A 22,314-nucleotide genomic window follows, 5' to 3' on the forward strand; every position below is an offset into this window, starting at 1 on the left:
CGTTTCAACTGCTACACATGGGGAATCCCGTCCACCTAGTATATGATTGGCTTGCCGGGAATATTTATACAGCGGTCTGAAGGTTATATGGTATAAGTCCTAAAAATTTGTTACAGATAAGGCGAAGGATTCACCGGCGATCCATTGATCCGAACCTCAAAATGAAGATGCGGTCCTGTGCTCTGACCCGTGGAACCCACTTCGGCAATCTTCTGCCCTCTGGACACCTTGTCGCCTTCGCTGACTTTAATGCCGCCATTGCGGATATGTCCATACAAGGTCCATACGCCGCCCCCATGATCAACAATAACACAGTTTCCGTAACCGCTCCACCACTCGGCCAAGATGACCGTGCCGCTCTCCGCTGCCCGGATCTCAGTCCCCTGTGGTACCGCGAAATCCTGGCCTGTATGCATCTTGCCAACCTGGCCCGTTACCGGATGAACTCTCGGCCCATAACCCGATGAAAGTCTGGCACCGGAAACCGGGAACGCGAATGGTCCGCCGTTACCTGTATATCCGCCGCCACCTTTACTACCGCCGAGGGTGGTCGCCTTGGCTCTTTTCGCCGCAGCTGCTTTGGCAGCCGCTGCTTTACGGGCAGCTTCCTCAGCCGCAAGTTTATTCTTTTCCTTCTGCAGATCCGAACGTTTGCTTGCCAGGGCAACCAACATTTTATCCTGCTCTTCGGTCAAGATTTCCGCATCCTCGATATCCTGATCATACTGGGCCAGTAGTACGCGCTTCTCCTGTTCCTTCTCGTTCAGGATACTCTTGCGGTCCTCCATTTGGCCATACAGGTCCTTGGCGGTTGCATACTGTCCTTCAAGCTCCTTCTTCTTGTCGATGACCAGCAGCTTGTCCTGCTTATGCTCCACCAGCAAATCCTGGTCCTGGTTAACGATCGTCTTCAAAGAATCCGCACGCTCAATAAAATCGCTGAAGCTGGTCGAGGAGAGCAGCACATCCAGATAAGATACTTGCCCATCCATATAGATGAGGCGAATCCGGGATTCCAACAGCTTCTCACGGGAGGCGATACGCTCCTCCGCCGCTTCAAGTTCTTTGGTCGTTTTTCTCAGCAGATCCTCTGTCTCCTCGATCTTCATGGAGATTTTGGTCAATTCATTGCTGACGATGCTGATCTGCTCCATCACATATTTCAAATTCTTCGTTGTTTTTTTCTTGTAATGCTGAGCTTCTTGTTTATTTTCCGCTGCTTTGTTCTTCTGTGCCCGTGCTTTCTTGACCTGCTCCTGAAGCACGCTCAGCTCTCGATCTACATCGGCTGAAGTCTTCTTCTCGGCTTGTCCGACGGTCGGTTGGATCATAACAGTGGCCAGTAATAAGGCTGCTACTCCTGCGGCGATTTTCTTCAAGTTTCGCTCCCCATCCTTTACCTTGTTTTATACTTTCAAAAATTTACGTATCGACATGGTGCTGCCCCAGATGCCAATGACCATGCCCAGCCCAACGATAATGATGCCGAGCTGCAGCCACAAATCTCCCAGCGGGATTAAGCTCTTTGCCAGCGTCAGATCGGTTTGCGACGCAGCGTACAGACGATTGTAGCCTACAAACAACAGCGTGACCGTCACAATGGAGCCCATCAGGCCGATCATGGCACCTTCCACGAAAAACGGCCAGCGAATGAAGTTGTTGGTCGCGCCGACAAGCTTCATAATGCCGATCTCGCGGCGACGAGCCAAAATAGTAACCCGAATGGTGTTCGAGATCAGGAACATGGACATCAAACCGAGTCCCGCTACGAAAATAAAGCCGATATTCCGCACCGTCTTCGTAATCTTGAACAGAGTTTCGACCGTGCCTTCCCCATACTTGACTCGCAGGATCGGCTCCTCCGTATACTTCTGGTTCAGAGCGGTAATCTTGTCGGCAACAAAACCGACCGTGGTCGGTTCAATAACGGAAACCTCGAATGCATCCGGAAGCGGATTCTGGTCCGCCTCGCTGAAGCCTTCCACCCATTCGGAGCCCAGGCTTTCCTCAAGCTCCTTCATGCCCTCTTCCTTGGACACGAACTTGATGCCGCCGACCTCCGGCATTGCCTCGATTTCACTCTTGATGGTTTCGCGCAGCTTCTTATCCACATTGAGATTTAAGTACGTATTGATTTGCACATTGCTATCTGCTTTATCGGCTAAAGCGTTAACATTCATGACTAATAGCATGAAAACGCCCAGTATAAACAAAGACACTACGATGGAAGTAACCGATGCGACCGACATCCATCCATTCCGGAAAACGCTCTTCGCCCCTTCCCGCAAGTGCCGCAAGAAGGTTCTAAAATTCATACCCGTAATCTCCTCTCTGCTGGTCACGGACGATCTGTCCATGCTCAATCGCAAGAACGCGTTTACGCATGGTGTTCACGATATCCCTGTTGTGGGTAGCCATTACGATGGTGGTTCCCCTGAAATTGATTTCATCCAGCAGCTGCATGATGCCCCACGAGGTTTCCGGATCCAGGTTACCTGTAGGCTCGTCCGCAATAATGACGGAGGGGTTATTCACAATCGCTCTGGCGATTGCGATCCGCTGCTGCTCACCGCCGGAGAGTTGGGATGGTTCGCGGTTCGCCTTGGCTCTCAGGCCCACAAGCTCCAGCACCTCCATGACCCGTCTCTTGATAAGACGCTGCGGCGCTTCAATAACCTCCATGGCAAAAGCTACATTTTCGTAAGCAGTCAGCTTGGGCAGCAGACGATAGTCCTGAAAAATAACCCCGATATTTCGGCGAACATAGGGAATTTTGCGCTGCTTCAGCTTCCCGATATTAAATCCATTAACAGAAATTTGCCCCTTCGTAGGCACTTCTTCTCTATAGATAAGTTTCATAAACGTCGATTTGCCAGCACCTGACGGTCCGACAACATAGACGAATTCATTTCGATTGATTTTGACGGAAACTCCTTGAAGCGCATGAGCGCCGTTCGGATATGTCTTCCATACGTCCTGCATTTCGATCACTTCATCACTTCCCAATCCTTAATTAGCCATTATACTTTTCGACAGTTTCCATCGAATTCCTTTAAAATCCATGAAAAATCCTCACGACATCGTCTATTGTAACAAATTTGTTACCTTTTGAGTACCCGAAAGTTTAAGCCCACCGTGACATATACATGAAAAAGTGCATGAACTGCGGCCAATACGAAGTTAAGAAGGTGGTTCAATTGAAAAAAATTCATCTTGGTCTCATCATTGTCATCAGTTTCGGTCTTCTCCTCTCCGTCGGCTTCGGTCTATTGACGATGTACGTGAACCAGAAGGAACTCCCGAAGGGGGTCGTTCTCTCCGGTTGGCAGGTAGGCGGTACACCCGCAGACGAGGTGCTGTCAGAGCTGGATCAACGGCTGCAGGCGATGACAGCATTGAAGGTGGAGCTGCAATCGGACACTCTGAAAGGGCACACGGAAAGCTTCACTCTCCGGGAAGCCGGAGTTCAATTCAGCGCTGCCGATTTTCGGGAAGCTATCGCCAGGTTGTCCGAAGGATCATTATGGGATCAGGTTCTTTACCGGCGTAACTTTCAGCTGGAGTGGCATATATCCACGGACTGGGATCGCAATGTGTTAAAAGAGCGGTTGAGCGAAGACTGGCAAAAGGAACGCTTTGGCGAACCCGTCAATGCGGTACGGAGCATATCCGAAGATGACGTTGTCCGGTACACCCCGGAGAAAACGGCATACCGCATCGATTGGCCGACATTCTATGAAGGGTTCGGCGCTGCGCTTCCGAATGAGTCTCACTTCACCGAGCCGAAATTGGATGAGATCATTACGGTCCAACTGCCTGTCATCCGTCAAAAGCCCCCCGTTACCGTAAAATCGCTGCAGGATGAGGGGATTGAGCGCAAAATCGTCGAATTCTCTACCAGTCTCGGATCCAGCGGGCCTGGACGCGTTCATAACGTGACTGCCGCTGCCAAAGCCGTAGACGGCATGATTCTGAAGCCCGGCGATGAATTCAATTATGCTCATATTATTGATGCCGCAAAGAAGGAGTACGGCTTTGAAGAAGCCCCCGTTATCGTGAACGGCAAGCTGGTTCCCGGGATCGGCGGCGGGATCTGCCAGGTATCCAGCACGGTCTATCATGCCGCTTTGCTCGTCGGGCTGGAAATCACCGAACGGCGCAATCATTCCCTTCCGGTCAGCTACCTGCCCAAGGGGCAGGATGCCACCTTTGCTGAAGGGGTGATCAATTTTCGCTTTCGGAACAATACAGGCAAGCATCTGCTTATTTTATCGGAGGTATCGCACGATAATTTAACACTAAAGATGTTCGGCACCTTCCCGGAAAATACGGAATATGAGCTTGTGTCCACCACCGTTGAAACCTTGCCGTCACCAGAGAAAATCATTCACAATAACTCGCTTCCTCCAGGACTCAAGCAGGTGGTTCAGAACGGGAAGCCAGGCTATGTGGTTGAAACCTACCGAGCCAAGAAAGTAAACGGCAAAGTTGTGGAGAACGTCAAAATATCCAAGGATACCTACCGCCCCCAGAACAGCATCGTTGCCATTAATCCGACGAACGATGTCCAACTGCCTGAAGCGAATGATACCCCGAAAGAGGAAGTGGTTGAGGACGGTATCAGTGCCCCGTAAACCTGAAGACAACATGGAACAGCCCGGATTCGCGATAGAACCGCGAATCCGGGCTGTTTGCCTTGCCGTTATTTCAATGTAATGTATCGACTTTATAGCAGCTCTCGTATTCTCCAGACGGATATCCTCGCCTTCAATCAGCTCGGCATTCAGATGTCCCATCCGGAAGGGCATCGTTGTTACCCTTAAAACCGCCGAGATGCTCTGACCTCGGCTTCCGGATGCTGTGACAGTTCATCTCTGTACTCCACTTGCCGAATCTCGCACCCTTTGCCTAGGATCACCCGGTTACCGCGGACGATATCGGCTTCAACATACTCGAGATCAAGGACATCGCCCTCAATAATACGAGCCTCCAGCCGTGTTCCCCGTAAAGGCAAGGACAGCATTTCCCAGAGCCGCTTCCCTTTTTTGCGGACCGTTATCCGGTCTCCAACGATTTCCTGTGCAAGGCAGCGGCCCAATACTCGGATATCCGCTGTTCCAACATGCAGGCGGCCATCGATCTTAAATCCCCCTTGCAACGTGGCGGATTCACTTCGCACGTCACCACGGCTTCTCAGGTTTCCGGTGACCTCAAGCTTCTTCGATTCGGAATCTCCGTGAATGCTGCAATGCCCCCCGATAAAGATGGAGCGACTGCGCAATCCATCCTTCAAACTCAGGCTGCCGGCTACATGCAGCTCCTCAGACTCCACAGCCCCCTTAATGGTTCCCGAACCGTTCACGCGAATCGTACGGGCAGCTACGGCGCCACTAACACTCATCGTTCCATTGCCTATTAATTCTCGGCAATCCAGATCTCCATTCACCTGCCCGGCCCCGTCAATGCGTACCTTATCGTATTGGCCGCCGCTTGAACTTCCGGTTCCCGTAATCTTCAGATCGGACAGCTTGTCGTCATGTGGTATCATGAGTATCCTCCTCCAGATTTACAAAGTGATCACTATCTATATCTTAACTTCTTCATCACAACAGTTATTTCTACAATAAATGTCCGTCCTCCACCAGGTGGAGTCATAATCTCCCTCTAAGATACCACACTCCCGCTATTCATAGAACAGCCCGATGGCTGAACTTCACCTCGGTCCCAAGACCGAGGCGTTCTCAGGCACTGTCCTCGTCTTTTCCTGCAAATGATGGATCGGATTTGCTTGGAGCAAGGGAGATTGATTGTGATATGATTCAAATAGGCTCGTCATTGATCTCTCATTTAGTGAAGTGAAAGGGGATACATCATCATGGCTCTTATGCAATGTCGCTTTTACTCGGAGGTACTCGGTCTCAGCACGTCCATGACCGTCATTCTCCCTCAGCAAACCTCTTCGCAGATCGGTATGACCAATCATGCCAAAAGCGGTCTGCATCCGACGCTCTTCCTGCTGCACGGCCTGTCCGACGACGATTCCATCTGGCTGCGCAGAACCTCCATTGAACGCTATGTGGCCGAGATGGGCATTGCCGTCGTGATGCCGCAAGTTCACCGCAGCTTCTATACCGACATGGAATACGGCGGCAAATACTGGACCTTCATCAGTCAGGAGCTGCCGGCCATTGCCCGTTCCTTCTTCCCGCTATCCCACGCAAGAGAAGATAACTTTGTCGCCGGCTTGTCCATGGGCGGATATGGGGCATTCAAGCTGGCGCTCCGCTGTCCGGAATCCTTTGCCGCGGCTGCCAGTTTGTCGGGCGCGCTCGATATGGCGGGTCATGTCCAGAGGAATGAGGCCTTGTTTGAACATCGATTAGTCTACGGAGATCGAGACATTACCGATACCGACAACGATCTGTTATGGCTGCTTCAGCAAGTCGAACGATCGGAGGGGCCTAAGCCGCTGCTGTATCAATGCTGTGGAACCGAAGACTTCCTCTATGAAGACAATCAAGCGTTCCGCAAAGCCTGCGAAGAAACCTCCCTCAATCTCACCTATATGGAAGGCCCGGGCGATCATGATTGGGGATATTGGGATACCCGCATTCAGGATGTTCTGAAGTGGCTTCCACTGAAGGCCTGATAAACCTATAGTCACACCATGACATGCCAGCAGTTTGAATTCGGCAATGCAAGATATGGCGAATCTCATCATTATAAGAAAGACGACGTAGATTCTCAGAAGACGAAGACGGATTTGCTTGCGATATCAGGGGGACCACGCTTCGAAGTTTATACTTTCTGATATCATAAAAAGGTGGATCAGCAAACTTATCGTTTGCCGATCCACCTCTATTTTTTCTACCGTAATATGCCGTTACTCAACATTCCCTTGGCGGAGACCCAACCATTCTTCCGTAGTCTGAAGGGTCTGCACGCTGCGATCAATGGCCGCCTTCACTTGCTCGGTTGCCGTGCCGCCGTAAACGTTACGCGCATTGACCACCGTCTCCGGTTGAAGGACGCCATAAATGGAGTCGTCGAACAGCTCCGAGAACTGCTTGAACTCATCCAGCGTCAGGTCCAGCAGATACTTGTTGTTCTGGATACAGTACAATACAGTCTTGCCGATCACTTCGTGCGCCTGACGGAAAGGAAGCCCTTTGCCAACCAGGAAGTCCGCGATGTCGGTTGCGTTCGAGAAGTCGGTATTCACCGCTTCGCGCATGCGGCCTTTGTTGACCTTCATCGTGGCGATCATCGGCGCGAACAGCTGCAATGCGCCTTCCAGCGTAGCCACCGTATCGAACATGCCCTCTTTGTCTTCCTGCATATCCTTGTTATAAGCAAGCGGCAGGGACTTCAGCACGGTGAGAAGACCCATTAGATTGCCGTATACACGTCCGGTTTTGCCGCGAACAAGCTCAGGCACATCCGGATTCTTCTTCTGCGGCATAATGCTGCTGCCCGTGCAGAACGCATCATCCAGCTCGATAAAGTTGAACTCCGTGCTGCTCCAAAGCACCAGCTCCTCGCTTAAGCGGGACAAGTGCATCATGATGATGGAAGCATCCGAGAGGAATTCCAGGATGAAGTCGCGGTCGCTGACCGCATCCAGACTGTTCTCGTAAACACCATCAAACCCAAGCTGCTCTGCCACGAAATGGCGGTCGATCGGGAACGTTGTACCCGCAAGCGCGCCTGCCCCGAGCGGCAACACGTTAATACGCTTATAGCTGTCGATCAGACGGTCGATATCCCGCTGAAACATGGACACGTAAGCCATCAGATGATGCGCGAACAGAATCGGCTGTGCACGCTGCAGATGCGTATACCCCGGAATAATCGTATCCAGGTTATCCTTGGCTTGTCCGATCAATGCGGTTTGCAGCTCATGCAGCATGCCAGTCAGCGCCACCACGCGGTTACGTAAATACAGATGCATGTCCGTAGCCACTTGATCGTTACGGCTGCGGCCTGTGTGGAGCTTGCCGCCGACAGGTCCGATTTCCTCAATCAGATTCTTCTCGATGTTCATATGAATATCCTCATCCGATACGGAGAACTCGATGCTGCCCTCACGGATGCGCTCCAACACCTTGTTCAAGCCAGCCTTGATCGTCTCCACGTCTTCGGCCGGCACGATGCCGCATTTGCCCAGCATGGACACATGCGCAAGGCTTCCCTGGATATCCTCTTCGGCCAGCTGCTTGTCAAAACCGATGGATGCCGTATATTCCTCTACCAATGCGTTGGTCTGCTTCGTAAAGCGTCCGCCCCATAACTTGCTCACAACACTTGCCCCTCTCTGTTTAAGGCAGAGGGCCGCTTCCCGCTTAAGAAGTCCCATTCATCCCGGTTGCGCGAGAATCAGCGGAGCTCCCTAGCATGAAACGGCCTTCAGCCTGTTCATTATTGTAAACTTATTGATTCTGGTTCACGCCGGTTGCCACTTTCAAACGCAATGCATTCAAGCGGATAAAGCCGGTCGCATCGCCCTGATCATAAGCTTGCGTCGGATCGGCTTCCATCGTTGCGATATCCGGGTTGTACAGACTGACCGGACTCTTCACGCCTGCGCCGATAATGTTGCCTTTGTACAGCTTCACGCGCACCGTACCGGATACGTTCTTCTGGCTCTCCGTTACCAGCGCTTGCAGTGCCAGACGCTCCGGCGCAAACCAGAAACCGTTATAAACCAAGGTACTATAGCGGGTAATCAGGCTGTCGCGCAGGTTCATCACTTCACGGTCCATCGTGATGGATTCCATTTTGCGATGAGCGGTGAACAGGATGGTTCCGCCTGGCGTCTCGTAGACACCGCGGCTCTTCATGCCAACGAAACGGTTCTCTACCATATCCACGCGACCGATGCCGTGTTTGCCACCCAGCTCGTTGAGCTTCTCCATTACTTGAAGCGGACTCATCGATTCGCCGTTCAGCGCAACGACATTCCCTTGCTCAAACGTAAGCTCGAGGTATTCCGCCTCGTCTGGTGCATCCTCAGGCGATACGCTGAGCAGGTACATATCCTTGCTATCCTCTGCACTTGCATCGAACCAAGGATCTTCCAGCACACCGCTCTCATAACTGATATGGAGCAGGTTGCGGTCCATGGAGTAGGATTTGGCTGCAGATGCCGTTACCGGAATGCCGTGCACTTCCGCGTAAGCAATCATCTCTGCGCGTCCCGGGAAGGAGTTGCGGAACTCCTCGATGCGCCAAGGCGCGATCACTTCAATGTCCGGTGCCAAGCCGGCTACGCCCAGCTCAAAACGAACCTGGTCGTTTCCTTTACCGGTAGCGCCGTGCGCAATCGCCGTTGCGCCTTCGGCACGAGCGATATCCACCATGCGTTTAGCAATCAATGGACGCGCGATGCTGGTCCCGAGCAGGTACTGCCCTTCGTACATGGCACCCGCCTGGAACATCGGATAGATGAAATCCGTTGCAAATTCGTCGCGCAGATCGTCGATGTATACTTTGGAGGCGCCTGTCGCCAGCGCTTTTTCCTCAAGTCCGTCCAGCTCTTCCTTCTGGCCGATATCAGCCGTGAAAGCAATGATCTCCGCATCGTAGGTTTCTTTCAGCCACTTCAGAATAACGGACGTATCCAGGCCACCGGAATACGCCAGTACGATTTTTTGTTTTGCCATGGTTAAACTCCCTCTCTTTGTTACTAACAACCCTGTCGTTCATTATACTAAAGATAACGTCCATTGACGCATTTTCATAGAGAATATCACTCTGTAATAAAAGGCTTTATGCCATCAAAGCAACCATCAAAGCCTTCTGAGCATGGAGACGGTTCTCAGCCTGATCGAAAATAACGGAATTGGCACCGTCAATCACGCCTTCGCTAACCTCTTCGCCACGGTGGGCCGGAAGACAATGCAGGAACAAGTAATCCGGCTTCGCTGCCTTCACCAGCTCCTCATTCACCTGGTAGTCTGCAAACGCGGCTTCCCGCTGTGCCTGCTCCTCTTCAAAGCCCATGCTTGCCCATACATCCGTATAGATCACATCCGCATCCTTCGCGGCTTCGATCGGGTCTTGGGTGATCGTGATTTTGCCGCCCGTTTGCGCTGCGATCTCCTCGCTCAGCTTCACGATGCTGGCATCCGCCTCGTAGCCCTTGGGACTGGCCACAGCCACATGCATGCCCATCTTGGCTCCGCCAATCAGGAGTGAATGCGCCATATTGTTGCCATCGCCGATAAAGGCCATTTTGAGGCCTTTCAGCTTGCCTTTGTGCTCCAGCACGGTCTGCAAATCAGCCAGTACCTGACATGGATGCGCCATGTCGCTCAGACCGTTGATAACCGGAATTGAGGAATATTTTGCCAGGTTGATCACATTGTCGTGCCCGAAGGTACGGATCATCAGGCCGTCCAAATAACGGGACATCACCTGCGCCGTATCGCTGATCGGTTCGCCACGCCCGAGCTGAATATCGTTTTTGCTTAAAAAGAGTGCATGTCCGCCCAGCTGGAACATGCCAGCCTCGAACGACACCCGCGTCCGCGTGGACGACTTCTCAAAAATCAAACCGATTGTCTTGCCTTTCAGCGGCTGATAGACTTCACCGTTCTTCTGCTTGCGTTTGATCTCAATCGCCGAATCGAGCAAGAACTGAATCTCTTCCGTTGAGTATTCATCCAGCTCGATCATATCCCGCCCTTTCAGGCTCAATTCCTTCACTTGTCCGCTTGCGGCCATATCCATCAGCCTCCTTAACCATGCTGTTATTGTCCAAAATGCTGCTGCACGATCCTTCTATGCTTGGCTAACCGCCGTATGCTCATGTATAAGTTCCGTAACAATCGATACCGCCTGGTCGATCTCTTGTTTTGTGACGTACAGATTCGGAAGCAGCCTGATCACATTCGGTCCTGCCGTTACGAACAGCAGCCCGCGGCTCTGTCCTTTCAGTACCAGCTCGCCAACTGGTTCAGCGCATTCGATGCCGATCAGCAGTCCTTTACCCCGGATCGCCTTCACAAAAGGATGACTGCCCAGGCTCTCATTCAGCTTGGTCATCAAATATTCTCCAGCTTCGGCCGCGCGCTGCGGCACGTTGTCTTCCAGCATCGTCTCGATGGTGGCCTGGATAACGGCGCTGGCAATCGGCGTGCCGCCAAACGTCGTGGCATGGCTTCCTGCCGTGAAGGCTTCGCGCAAGTAAGCTTTGCCCAGCATCGCGCCAACCGGGAACCCGGAACCGAGCCCTTTGGCTACGGTAAAAATATCCGGCTCAATGCCGTAATGCTCGTGCGCAAACAGCTTGCCGGTTCGGCCCATGCCCGTCTGCACCTCGTCGACAATCAGCAGCAGTCCGTGCTTCTTGCACTGCCCGGTGACGGCTTGCAGGAACTCCGGCTCCACCGGATGCACGCCGCCCTCCGCCTGCACCATTTCGATCATGATGGCGGCGGTGTTGTCGTTAATGGCCGCTTCCAGTGCCGGAAGGTCATGCAGCGGAACGCTTTTGAAGCCTGCCGGAAGCGGAAGGAAGCCTTCCTTTACCTTATCCTGGCCGGTTGCCGTCAGCGTAGCCAACGTCCGTCCATGGAAGGACTGCGTAAACGTAATGACCTCGTACCGTCCCGTTCCCTTCACCTTCTGATGGTAGCGGCGCGCCAGCTTAATGGCCGCTTCGTTCGCTTCGGCTCCGCTGTTGCAGAAAAAAACGGCGTCAGCGCAGGTGTTGGCTGTCAGCAGCTCAGCTGCTTTTTCCTGACCGGGAATGTGGAACAGGTTCGAGACATGCCACAATTCATCCAGTTGGGCCTTCAGCTTCTCTTTCACCTTTACCGGAGCATGGCCGAGATTCGTTACCGCCAGACCGGCCATAAAATCAAGATATTTGTTGCCTTGATCGTCCCATAACCAGCTGCCTTCCCCTTTGACCAGGGCGATTGGATATCTGGCATACGTTTGGAACAATGAGCTTTCATTCGCTGCTTTAACACCGCCTGCTGCTGATTCTTTTCCCATGACCTTCACACACTCCTTTGCATATGGCATTGCTTCGTGTTTCACAATTGGAACATCTCCCGATAAGGGCATCCATTTATGCTTAACCAACACTGCGAATTCGGATCATTCCTCCGATCCCTGTTGCCCACAGAATTTTATTGAATGATGTAAACTAGGATAAATTCCGTGGACAAAGGGGCACGCTTCGCTTCTCCGGAATGATTCCGCCTTCTCCGTTGAAGTTTTCATATAGTTACGGTTTGAATATCAAATCGTAACTTGTTCCATCCTTACTACATCCGCACGATGCGCGTTCCCAGCACTTCTCCACCCAACACTCGGCTCAGTACATTCGGCTCGCTTCCGTCCACGATGACGACCTCGCTCACTTTGCCGTGAATGCAGCTGATGGCCGCTCTGACCTTCGGTATCATGCCGCCGTAGATTTCGCCTGTTCCGATCATGTCCTCGATCTCCTGCACCGTCACGGTCGGAAGCACCCGCTTCTCGCCGCCTGCTCCCTTCATGATCCCGGGCACGTCGGTGACAACGATCATCCGGTACACCCCCAGGTGGGAGGCAACGGCACCGGCCGCCGTATCTGCATTAATGTTGTAGCGCTGACCGGATGGATCCACCCCGATCGGTGCAACTACAGGCATATAGCCCATTTCCAGCACGCCGCTCAGAATTGACGACTTCACAAATGTCACATCGCCGACCCAGCCAACCTCCGCGTGGTTCGTCACCGGTTTGGCCTCAATCAGTCCGCCGTCCGAGCCGGACAAGCCGATAGCAGAGCCGCCCACGCTTTGAATCCGCCTTACGATCTGTTTATTGATGGTGCCCGCAAGGACCATCTCCACGACATCCAGCACATCCTCCGTCGTCTTGCGCAGCCCGTTCACAAACTCGGTCTCAATACCGAGTTTCTCCAGATTGCCGGAGATCGCGGGTCCACCGCCATGAACGATAACAGGTTTGACTCCATTTTGCTGCAGATCCTTTAAATCCTCGAAGAAGCTGTCAGGAAGCGCAGCGAGCGTGCTGCCGCCGCATTTCATGACAAACGTATCTGCACCTGTTGTTTGGACCGACAACGTATCCTTTTGATCGATCGTGCTCTTCATAGCCGTCTCCTCCGTCCTACTGAATATTTATCTACGTACGATAAGCTGCATTAATGCGGACATAGTCATAAGTTAAATCACAGCCCCAGGCCGTAGCCGAGCCATTTCCGATATGCAGCTTCACGTCAATATCCACGGTTTCACCCTGGAGGTAAACCAGAGCCGCATCCTCGTCAAAAGCAACGGGCCTTGACTGCTCCAGCACCGAAATCGGACCGATGGCAATATCCACCGTCTCCGGATTGACCGGACGGCCCGCACGGCCGACAGCCGCAATAATGCGTCCCCAGTTAGCATCTGCGCCGAACACCGCAGATTTGACCAGGCTGGAACCAATGATCGTCTTGGCGATGGCTTGCGCGTCATCGTCGCTTTCGGCGCCGTTCACGCGAACCTCGATCAGGCGGGAAGCTCCCTCTCCGTCACGTGCAATCGCCTTCGCCAGCTGCTGGCACACATAATGGAATCCGGCTGCAAATGCATCCCAATCCGGATGCTCCGGCGATAGCACGTCATGTCCTGCCAGGCCGCTGGCCATCGCAACCAGCATATCGTTGGTGCTTGTATCCCCATCCACCGTAATCATATTAAAGGTCAGGTTGGTCGTTTGGCGCAGCAGCAGCTGCAGCGCTTCCTGACCAATGACCGCATCTGTCGTCATGAATCCGAGCATGGTCGCCATGTTCGGATGAATCATCCCCGACCCCTTCGCCGTTCCGGCGATAGTCACCTTCGTACCGTTAACTTGTACGGTGACGCAGGCTTCCTTTTTCACGAGATCGGTTGTCAAAATCGCCTGGCTGAAGCTTTCAGCCCCCTCGCTTCCGCCGCTGAGTCGTGCAGGCAGGCCGGCGATACCCGAGGAAACGCGGTCCATCTTCAGCAGTTCCCCGATGACTCCCGTTGAGGCGACAGCCACATCGTTCTCATCCAGACCGAATTGCGCAGATGTGCTAGCTCGCATCGTATAAGCATCCTCTTCACCCTGCTTACCTGTACAGGCGTTGGCGTTCCCGCTATTGACGACGATAGCGCGAAGCTTACCGTCCTGCAGGCTTTCACGCGTCACCTTCAGTGGTGCCGCTTGAATGAGGTTTGTCGTGTATACAGCAGCCGCCACGGCAGGCACATCACATACAATGACGCCCAGATCGTTACGGTCGGTTTTCTTAAGTCCACAGTGGAGTCCAGCAGCTTTAAACCCTTGCGGTGTTACGATGCTGCCCCCATCAATAATCGCAAACATATTCTCTCCCATGTCTGTATCCCCAGCCGCTTACGGATAAATCGGCGTAAACGTAAGTCCGAGGCTCTCCTCCCATCCCATCATCAAATTCAGGTTCTGGATCGCTTGCCCGGCCGCACCCTTCACCACGTTGTCAATGACCGATATAATGGTCACTCTGTTCGTACGCGCATCCACCGCAAATCCGATATCGCAGAAGTTCGACCCGGTGACTTCTTTTGTCGCAGGCCATACGCCCAAGTCACGGATTCTCACAAACTGGCGGTCCTTGAAATACTGGCGATACAGCTCAATGAAATCCTCTTCCGTATAAGGGCCATTCAGCGTGGCATACATAGTGGTCATGATTCCCCGCGTCATCGGGACCATATGGGTTGTAAAAGTAACCGTAATCGGTTCGCCAGCTACCTGAGTCAATATCTGCTCAACCTCGGGAATATGTTGGTGCTTATTTACCTTATAGGCTTTAAAATTCTCGTTAATTTCGGCATAATGCGTCATCAAACTCGTTCCCCGGCCTGCACCGGACAAGCCGGATTTGGCATCGATAATAAGAGAAGAGGCATCAATCCATCCCGCACTAATTGCCGGAATCAGCCCGAGCAGCGTTGCTGTCGGATAACAGCCCGGATTGGAGATGAAATCCACATCGCGGACCTCTTCGCCAAACACTTCGCATAGGCCATATACAGCCTTCTCCAAAAGTTCCGCACTCGGAGCCGTGTGCTTATACCACTGTTCATACACTGCCCCGTCCTTCAAGCGAAAATCTCCCGAGAGATCAATGACCTTCAGGCCTGCATCCAGCAGCTCCGGCACCAGCTTGGCACTGACGCCCGAAGGTGTGGCCGCAAACACCAGATCTGCCACCTCCGCGATTTCCGCTGGATTAACACCATCCAGGTTCCGGGTCATGATATTCGTCAAATGCGGAAAACCGTCCGATATCGGCACGCCTGCAGTCGATGAAGAGATTACCGATGTAATCTCAACGCGCGGGTGCGCTTGCAGCAACCGGATCAGTTCCACGCCACCGTAACCGGTAGATCCAACAATAGCAACTTTTATTGTATTTGTGTCCGTCATTTATCCTCATCCCTCTCCCCAAGGAACAGCCGAAGGACCTTATGCAAGGTCCCATTCATCCATTCCCTTCATCTCTACGTCATGCCCATCCGTTTCCATCTTTCGATCGATTCACATTGCCCCCTGAGCTCTGCCCTTGACGTGGAAAGCCATAGAAATCAAGTGACTGCTGATGCTCTTGATATGGTTTTCCATCGTGAAGCAGTCAGGCTAGTGATGATCTTGTTCGGAAGTCTTCTGTCTCCTGCGTTAAAACGACGCTTTCTTCATAGGGTATTCATTGACTTTATCCGTCTCATAAATATGTATTATTATACGACTGTATTCATATAAATACAATGGATTATTCAAATTTGGTCCCATTGCAAATGAATTCCAAGCGCCTTCAATGTCTAAAGAGTCGATTCAAATTCTTCTTTTAGAATGGAATACAATTTGAGGTCCCAATGCTGACCTTTGATTTTGATCCCCTTCCTCAACGTTCCCTCATAGGACATGCCGATCTTCTCCATGACACGCTGAGAGCCGATGTTCCCTTCTATGCAACGAGCCTGGATGCGCACAAGATCCATTTCGCCAAATCCGAGTTTCAGTAACGCGGAGGCTGCTTCCGTCATAAGACCTTGTCCCCAACAATCCCGCGCGAGTACGTAACCGATCTCCGCACTCTGCTGTTCGGGCTTCCACCACACAAAATCCACCGTCCCCACCAAACGCCCACTCTCCTTCAGCTCGATCCCCCAAGGGGCAATATCATGCTTGGCATACTGGACTAGTATAAACTGGATGAATTTCTTACTGTCATCGATCGAGCGATGGGTTTCCCATGTTACGTACTTGGCAACCTCATCATCAGAGGCATAGGTATACATCTGATCCGCATCCTGCATCGATATTCTGCGAAGCCGCAGGCGCTCGGTTTCCAGCACCGGCAAATTAGCAAAGATCTGTTCGATTTCCATAATCCCCCACCCCCTGCACAATATTAGATACCATTATATGCTCTTTACTAGAAAAATAAAGAAAAATTCAAGGTCTTCGATCAGCCCCCACCGAAAAGCCGATTCCATTAGAAAAACGACTATCGGCGTCCTTCACAAATGTCAGACCGCGTTTAGAGAAAATTTTTCTTACGATTACCGAATGGTTCAGCTTTGCTGAAACCCTATCGATTCTATAATTCCACAAAAAAAGAGACGGTGATATACACCGCCTTTCGTGTATCGAGAACCTCTCGACACCGCTTCTATTATGTTACGCCTTGATATTGCGGAAGCCTTCACCCAATACCTCATGGGCATTGCTAATGATGACAAACGCATTCGGGTCCACCGATTGCACCACCGTTTTCAGACGGGGAATTTCACTTTGTCCGACTACGACCATCAGAACTGTCCGGTGTTCACCCGTATAGCCGCCCTCTGCGGTCAGCTTGGTTAATCCACGGTCGAGATCCTCGAGAATGGCCTTCGTTATCGGCTCCGTATGATCGGATATAATGTAAGCCACCTTGGTGAAGCTAAAGCCCAGCTCAATGGCATCAATCACTTTGCCTGTCACGTACAGTCCAATGAGTGCATACAACGCCTGCTCCAGCGACAGCACGAGGGCTGCCGAAGAGATCACAATCGCGTCCAAGAGCACGACACAGAGGGAAAAGCTGAGGCCGCTGTATTTTTGCAGGAGCTGGGCCACGATGGTCAATCCACCGGTTGAACCCCTACCGCGATAGACCAGCCCCATCCCGATTCCGACGCCGATCCCGCCATAGATGGAAGCTAAGAGGGGATTGGAGGTTGGAATCGGCCAGTCCTTGGTCAAAAAGACGAACAACGGCAAAATCACGCTTCCCAGCAGGGAACGGATGCCGTAATCGCGTCCAAGCAACCAGAAGCCCAGCACAAACAAGGGGATATTCAGCGCCCACTGCGTAAAGGCCGGTTCAATGCCGAGCCATGCTTGCGCAAGAACGGACAATCCGGACACACCGCCTGAGGCGATGTGGTTGGGCAGGAAAAACAGATTAAATGACAGCGCCATAATAAAGGAGCCGATGATGATAAAAACGGTGTCCACCGTCTGTCGAAGGGGACCGTTGATCGGAATCAGGGGTTCTCTTTTCCTTTTGTTAATCGATGGATTACCAGCGGATTGCGCCATAGCTCTTCAAATCTCTCCTCAACGTCCTACTCGACTTCCAGCTTGATCTGACTGCGCAAATATCCATCGATAAAAGCATCCAGATCCCCGTCCATGACGGCTCCTATATTACCGGTCTCCACCTGTGTACGATGGTCTTTCACCATGCTGTACGGATGGAATACATACGAGCGGATCTGGCTGCCCCATGCGATGTCGGACTGCTCGCCGCGGATTTCCGCCAATTCCCTCTGCTGCTCTTCGATCTTACGTTCATAGAGCTTGGAACGAAGCATGGTCATCGCACGCTCACGGTTCTTTATCTGGGACCGTTCATTCTGACAGGTTACAACCACTCCTGTTGGCAAGTGGGTGATCCGTACGGCCGAGTCCGTCGTATTGATATGCTGACCACCGGCACCGCTCGCACGGTAAGTATCAATCTTCAGGTCCTCCGTGCGGATGTCCAGTTCAATCTCATCGTTAATCTCAGGAACGACGTCACAGGACACAAATGAGGTATGGCGACGGCCGGAAGAATCGAACGGGGAGATCCGAACCAGGCGATGCACCCCTTTTTCAGCCTTCAAATACCCATAAGCATTGTAGCCCTTAATGAGCAGTGTCACGCTCTTGATTCCCGCTTCATCCCCGGGCAGGTAATCCAGCGTCTCCACCTTGAAGCCGCGTTTCTCCGCCCAACGCGTATACATGCGATGCAGCATTTGGCCCCAGTCCTGAGACTCGGTTCCCCCCGCGCCCGGATGCAGCTCAAGGATGGCATTCATTTTATCGTAAGGCTGGTTCAACAGCAGTTGGAGTTCAAACTCTTCTACACGTCCAACCAGGTCCTTGATCGTTTCTCCGATTTCTCCTGCAAGGGAGTCATCGCCTTCTTCATCCGCCAGCTCGATCATCACGACGGCATCATCGTAATCCACCTGCAGCTTCTGATAGTGATCCACCGATGACTTCACGGCATTCATCTCGGTAATAAGCGCCTGAGCCTTCTCATTGTCATCCCAGAAATCCGGAGCTGCCATCTTCTCCTCAAAATTCTCAATCATCTCCTGCTTTAAACTTAAGTCAAAGAGACCCCCTAAGATTGGTTAGTTTCTTGCTGATTTCACGCAGGTCCTGCTTCACACTTGGATCGATCATGAGTCCTCGTCCTTTCTTATCTACACGTAATAATTTCAGTATACCCTCTCCTGCATGAAAAACGTTCCATTTAAGAGAAAATCCACGTCACATCGCTTCACAAAATATTTCACTGTTTATTCAGATAAACTCCCTTAAACGCAGCAATGATTTCGAATCACGGTGGAATAGACCACAGTCACCCGGTTCATCTGCCGCTCTTAAGGGAGTTGAAAAGTTTGCGCCCGTAACCTGGACGGGCTATATGAGGATGATCGAATTTTACAGAGATGCTGATCAAATTCGATCATCACAAGAAAAATATCCTCTAAACGCGGTCTTGCTTCTGTGAAAGCACGTCGATAGATGCTTTTCTTCTATTCATCGCACTTGGCTAGATCGCTTAAGCGTTCTGTCCATGGCAGTGCTTATACTTCTTGCCGCTGCCGCAAGGGCATGCATCATTCCGGCCGATCTGTTCAGCCACTTGGACCGGACGCTTCTCGGCAGGTTCGCTGCTGCTGTTCGTGGAGACTTTATTCTCGTCCACAACTGCTTGACGCTCCTGATTTGTCGCGATTTGGGCCTTCATGATGTACGTCGCCACTTCTTCCTGGATCGTCGCGATCATGGCATTAAACATCTCGAAGCCTTCGAATTGGTATTCGCGAAGCGGATCGGTACCGCCGTATGCACGGAGGTGGATACCTTGACGCAGCTGGTCCATCGCATCGATATGATCCATCCACTTACTGTCCACCGAACGCAGCACGATAACTTTTTCGAACTCGCGTACCATTTCTTCGCCGATGGCTTGCTCACGCTCTTCGTACTTCTTCATCACGAGCTCGAAGATATACTCGGTAATCTCTTCGGCTTCTTTGCCCCACAGATCTTCGCGAGTGACGGAACCTTCGTCCAGCAGCTTGCTGTTGACGTAGTCTGCCACTTCTTGCAGTTCCCAGTTCTCCGGAATATCATCGCTGCAGTGAGCCTGCACAACACGATCAATGACCGGCTTAATCATCTCTACAACGATTTGCTTAATGTCTTGGGACTCCAAGATCTCGCGGCGCTGTTTGTAGATGATCTCACGCTGTTGGTTCATGACGTCATCATATTGGAGAACAACTTTACGCATATCGAAGTTGTTGCCTTCTACCCGCTTCTGCGCGGATTCAACCGCACGGGTAATCATTTTACTCTCGATCGGCTGATCTTCTTCAAAACCAAGACGATCCATCATATTCAGCACGTTGTCTGTACCAAAACGTTTCATCAGCTCATCACCGAGGGACAGGTAGAACTGAGTTGACCCCGGGTCACCCTGACGACCGGCACGACCACGCAACTGGTTATCGATCCGGCGCGATTCGTGACGTTCTGTACCGATAATGTGAAGTCCGCCAATATCCTGTACGCCTTCACCAAGCAAAATATCCGTACCGCGTCCCGCCATATTCGTCGCGATCGTTACCGATCCCGGCTGACCGGCGCGTGAGATGATTTCCGCTTCCTCCGCATGGTACTTCGCATTCAGAACTTTATGCTGGACGCCTTTGCGCTTCAGCAGTTCCGATAAACGCTCGGAGTTCTCAATGGAAACTGTACCTACCAGAATTGGCTGGTTCTTTTTGTGACGTTCTACGATCTCCGCTACAACCGCCTTAAACTTGCCCTCTTCGCTCTTGTAAACCACATCCGGCATGTCGACACGCTGATTCGGTTTGTTCGTAGGAATTTGAAGCACTTCAAGGCCATAAATCTTCTTGAATTCTTCTTCCTCGGTTTTCGCCGTACCGGTCATACCTGCCAGCTTGCGATACATCCGGAAGTAGTTCTGGAAGGTGATCGTTGCCAGGGTCATGCTCTCGTTCTGAACCTCGATGCCTTCCTTCGCTTCAATCGCCTGGTGAAGACCGTCGCTATAACGGCGTCCAGCCATCAGACGTCCCGTGAATTCGTCAACGATAACCACTTCGTCGTCGGTAACAACGTAATCCACATCGCGGCGCATAATCACGTTCGCTTTCAGCGCTTGTACAATGTGGTGGTTCAATGTTACGTGGTTATGGTCATACAGGTTGTCGATACCGAAGGAACGCTCCGCTAGTGCCACGCCTTTTTCGGTTAAGGCCACGGATTTGACCTTAATGTCTACCGTATAATCCTCTTCCGCAGTCAGACGCTTTACAAAGCGGTCTGCTGCAAAATACAGCTCCGTCGATTTCTGAGCTTGTCCCGAGATGATGAGCGGCGTACGCGCTTCGTCAACCAGGATGGAGTCCACTTCATCAATGATACAGAAATAGAGCGGACGCTGAACCATCTGCTCTTTGTAGAGGACCATGTTGTCCCGCAGATAGTCAAAGCCGAACTCATTGTTCGTACCATACGTAATATCGCAAGCATACGCTTGCTGTTTATCCGGGTGTTCCATACCGCTCAGGTTAACCCCGACCGTCATTCCCAGGAAATTATATATTTGCGCCATCTCTTGGCTGTCACGCTGCGCCAGATAATCATTGACCGTTACAACGTGAACACCTTTGCCAAGCAGGGCATTTAAGTAAACCGGCAGCGTACCTACAAGGGTCTTACCTTCACCGGTCTTCATCTCTGCAATTCTGCCTTCGTGGAGGGCCATTCCTCCGATCAGCTGCACGTCATAGTGACGCTTGCCGAGTGTCCGTCTGGAAGCTTCACGGACTGTCGCAAACGCTTCAGGAAGCAATTCCTCCAGCGTCTCACCTTTCTCGATCCGCGCACGGAACTCTTCGGTTTTGGCTTTCAGCTGCTCATCGGAGAGCTTCTCAAAATCCGGTTCCAGTTTGTTGATTACATCGACCGTCTTCATGAGACGTTTGACATCACGCTCGTTGGTGTCGCCGAAAATCTTTTTGACAAGTCCTAGCATGGTTAACCCCTTTCGTGCAAAACAAGTGATAGAATCAACTTCATTAAATGCCAAAGGGTTAAATGATGAAATCGATTCATTGATTCCTTATGATGGTCCCATTTCATGCAGGCTAAAAAGCCCGTCCCATAAAATGAGGGTTTGCATAAATTGTAACAGTTTGTAAGGGATGCCGCAACAATATGTGCTATCACAAGAGATGTCTGTTACGTGAAGCCCTACTCTATGAGACGCTGGAAGGCTCAAAAAAGTTGCGTCGAGCATTTGTCCAGCGTTAAACAATGGAATTATATTCATTTCACAAACAAAACATCACATCTAAATAGGTGTGAAATATTCATCTCCCATTGTCCAGAAATAACAAAGACTCCGCCCCGGTGATGCTCTTCAATCATGGCTAACCGAACGCGAATCCCCTTATATAGGAAGTCCTTAAGACGTTATACCTGAAGCTATTTAAGAAACGGCCCCGAAGTCCGCTATGAGTCATCTCATCAAAATAATGGTTGCACTATTCAGCATACTCCGATGGTTTACCATCAAATACCACCATCTTTACGATGCCTACCGCATCAAAAACGTATATATCCAAATAAAGAGCCCCACCCGCTTACACGGATGAAGGCTCATCTTACATTTCAATTTCATTTCACCATTTTAAAATTCGAATC

At 51.6% G+C, this 22,314-nt stretch carries 17 protein-coding genes; 2 read left to right on the forward strand and 15 right to left on the reverse strand.

Translation table 11 applies throughout. From position 1 onward, the window contains the following. Window positions 1-110: 110 nt before the first annotated feature. The 3 genes from CRG97_RS30055 to ftsE are packed head-to-tail and all read right to left on the reverse strand — an operon-like array spanning window position 111 to window position 2,991. Window positions 111-1,379: a murein hydrolase activator EnvC family protein gene (locus CRG97_RS30055; RefSeq protein ID WP_098749173.1), complete on the reverse strand. Its 1,269-nt coding sequence runs from the start codon at window positions 1,377-1,379 to the stop codon at window positions 111-113. A gap of 27 nt (window positions 1,380-1,406) precedes the next feature. Continuing rightward, window positions 1,407-2,315 carry a permease-like cell division protein FtsX gene (gene ftsX / locus CRG97_RS30060; RefSeq protein WP_076324041.1) on the reverse strand — a complete coding sequence of 303 codons (909 nt, stop codon included), beginning with the start codon at window positions 2,313-2,315 and terminating at the stop codon, window positions 1,407-1,409. Next, window positions 2,305-2,991 (reverse strand): cell division ATP-binding protein FtsE, encoded by a 687-nt coding sequence (gene ftsE, locus CRG97_RS30065; RefSeq protein WP_076324040.1) that lies wholly within the window; start codon window positions 2,989-2,991, stop codon window positions 2,305-2,307. The genes ftsX and ftsE overlap by 11 nt, the downstream gene beginning before the upstream one ends. 206 nt (window positions 2,992-3,197) lie before the next feature. Here ftsE and CRG97_RS30070 point away from each other — a divergent pair, with 206 nt between their 5' ends. Beyond that, window positions 3,198-4,634: a VanW family protein gene (locus CRG97_RS30070; RefSeq protein WP_098749174.1), complete on the forward strand. Its 1,437-nt coding sequence runs from the start codon at window positions 3,198-3,200 to the stop codon at window positions 4,632-4,634. Window positions 4,635-4,819: 185 nt separating this feature from the next. Here the strand turns inward: CRG97_RS30070 and CRG97_RS30075 are convergent, their stop codons facing one another. Further along, complete coding sequence (locus CRG97_RS30075; RefSeq protein ID WP_098749175.1) at window positions 4,820-5,548, reverse strand: bactofilin family protein; 729 nt, start codon at window positions 5,546-5,548, stop codon at window positions 4,820-4,822. 327 nt (window positions 5,549-5,875) lie between these two features. Here CRG97_RS30075 and CRG97_RS30080 point away from each other — a divergent pair, with 327 nt between their 5' ends. Further along, window positions 5,876-6,649, forward strand: coding sequence for an alpha/beta hydrolase (locus CRG97_RS30080; protein ID WP_098749176.1), 774 nt, complete (start codon window positions 5,876-5,878; stop codon window positions 6,647-6,649). A gap of 234 nt (window positions 6,650-6,883) precedes the next feature. On the opposite strand, the gene argH is transcribed toward CRG97_RS30080, so the two are convergent. The 11 genes from argH to secA form a co-directional block, all read right to left on the reverse strand. Further along, window positions 6,884-8,299: an argininosuccinate lyase gene (argH, locus tag CRG97_RS30085; protein ID WP_098749177.1), complete on the reverse strand. Its 1,416-nt coding sequence runs from the start codon at window positions 8,297-8,299 to the stop codon at window positions 6,884-6,886. A gap of 130 nt (window positions 8,300-8,429) precedes the next feature. Continuing rightward, window positions 8,430-9,662, reverse strand: a complete 1,233-nt coding sequence (locus tag CRG97_RS30090) for an argininosuccinate synthase (RefSeq protein ID WP_098749178.1) — start codon at window positions 9,660-9,662, stop codon at window positions 8,430-8,432. A gap of 106 nt (window positions 9,663-9,768) precedes the next feature. Continuing rightward, a complete protein-coding gene (gene argF / locus CRG97_RS30095) occupies window positions 9,769-10,725 on the reverse strand; it encodes an ornithine carbamoyltransferase (protein ID WP_098749179.1) in 957 nt (318 codons plus the stop codon). Window positions 10,726-10,782: 57 nt separating this feature from the next. Next, on the reverse strand, window positions 10,783-12,003 hold the full coding sequence (locus CRG97_RS30100) for an acetylornithine transaminase (RefSeq protein ID WP_098749180.1): 1,221 nt from the start codon (window positions 12,001-12,003) through the stop codon (window positions 10,783-10,785). 275 nt (window positions 12,004-12,278) lie between these two features. Next, window positions 12,279-13,115 carry an acetylglutamate kinase gene (gene argB / locus CRG97_RS30105; protein ID WP_098749181.1) on the reverse strand — a complete coding sequence of 279 codons (837 nt, stop codon included), beginning with the start codon at window positions 13,113-13,115 and terminating at the stop codon, window positions 12,279-12,281. Window positions 13,116-13,146: 31 nt separating this feature from the next. Further along, entirely contained in the window at window positions 13,147-14,373 is a 1,227-nt protein-coding gene (argJ, locus tag CRG97_RS30110; RefSeq protein ID WP_098749182.1) for a bifunctional glutamate N-acetyltransferase/amino-acid acetyltransferase ArgJ, read from the reverse strand. An 18-nt stretch (window positions 14,374-14,391) separates the two neighbouring features. Further along, on the reverse strand, window positions 14,392-15,447 hold the full coding sequence (gene argC / locus CRG97_RS30115) for an N-acetyl-gamma-glutamyl-phosphate reductase (protein ID WP_098749183.1): 1,056 nt from the start codon (window positions 15,445-15,447) through the stop codon (window positions 14,392-14,394). Window positions 15,448-15,839: 392 nt separating this feature from the next. After that, entirely contained in the window at window positions 15,840-16,409 is a 570-nt protein-coding gene (locus CRG97_RS30120) for a GNAT family N-acetyltransferase (protein WP_098749184.1), read from the reverse strand. Between the two features lie 292 nt (window positions 16,410-16,701). Then, window positions 16,702-17,607 carry a YitT family protein gene (locus CRG97_RS30125; RefSeq protein WP_098749185.1) on the reverse strand — a complete coding sequence of 302 codons (906 nt, stop codon included), beginning with the start codon at window positions 17,605-17,607 and terminating at the stop codon, window positions 16,702-16,704. Between the two features lie 26 nt (window positions 17,608-17,633). After that, window positions 17,634-18,747, reverse strand: a protein-coding gene (gene prfB / locus CRG97_RS30130) for a peptide chain release factor 2 (RefSeq protein ID WP_098749186.1) whose coding sequence is annotated in 2 segments (ribosomal slippage) — window positions 17,634-18,674 and window positions 18,676-18,747 — 1,113 coding nt in all. Because the reading frame shifts where the segments join, the coding sequence is not laid out codon by codon here. Between the two features lie 382 nt (window positions 18,748-19,129). Beyond that, window positions 19,130-21,643 (reverse strand): preprotein translocase subunit SecA, encoded by a 2,514-nt coding sequence (gene secA / locus CRG97_RS30135; protein WP_098749187.1) that lies wholly within the window; start codon window positions 21,641-21,643, stop codon window positions 19,130-19,132. Window positions 21,644-22,314: the final 671 nt, after the last annotated feature.

The sequence above is a fragment of the Paenibacillus sp. EZ-K15 genome (assembly GCF_002573715.1).
GTDB lineage: Bacteria > Bacillota > Bacilli > Paenibacillales > Paenibacillaceae > Paenibacillus_AQ.

Bases quoted from the DNA above. Each gene is read 5' to 3' on its own strand.
- ftsX (WP_076324041.1), bottom strand. From the start codon at position 2,315: ATGAATTTTAGAACCTTCTTGCGGCACTTGCGGGAAGGGGCGAAGAGC.
- CRG97_RS30075 (WP_098749175.1), bottom strand. From the start codon at position 5,548: ATGATACCACATGACGACAAGCTGTCCGATCTGAAGATTACGGGAACC.
- CRG97_RS30080 (WP_098749176.1), top strand. From the start codon at position 5,876: ATGGCTCTTATGCAATGTCGCTTTTACTCGGAGGTACTCGGTCTCAGC.
- CRG97_RS30090 (WP_098749178.1), bottom strand. From the start codon at position 9,662: ATGGCAAAACAAAAAATCGTACTGGCGTATTCCGGTGGCCTGGATACG.
- argF (WP_098749179.1), bottom strand. From the start codon at position 10,725: ATGGCCGCAAGCGGACAAGTGAAGGAATTGAGCCTGAAAGGGCGGGAT.
- CRG97_RS30100 (WP_098749180.1), bottom strand. From the start codon at position 12,003: ATGGGAAAAGAATCAGCAGCAGGCGGTGTTAAAGCAGCGAATGAAAGC.
- argB (WP_098749181.1), bottom strand. From the start codon at position 13,115: ATGAAGAGCACGATCGATCAAAAGGATACGTTGTCGGTCCAAACAACA.
- argJ (WP_098749182.1), bottom strand. From the start codon at position 14,373: ATGGGAGAGAATATGTTTGCGATTATTGATGGGGGCAGCATCGTAACA.
- argC (WP_098749183.1), bottom strand. From the start codon at position 15,447: ATGACGGACACAAATACAATAAAAGTTGCTATTGTTGGATCTACCGGT.
- CRG97_RS30120 (WP_098749184.1), bottom strand. From the start codon at position 16,409: ATGGAAATCGAACAGATCTTTGCTAATTTGCCGGTGCTGGAAACCGAG.
- CRG97_RS30125 (WP_098749185.1), bottom strand. From the start codon at position 17,607: ATGGCGCAATCCGCTGGTAATCCATCGATTAACAAAAGGAAAAGAGAA.
- secA (WP_098749187.1), bottom strand. From the start codon at position 21,643: ATGCTAGGACTTGTCAAAAAGATTTTCGGCGACACCAACGAGCGTGAT.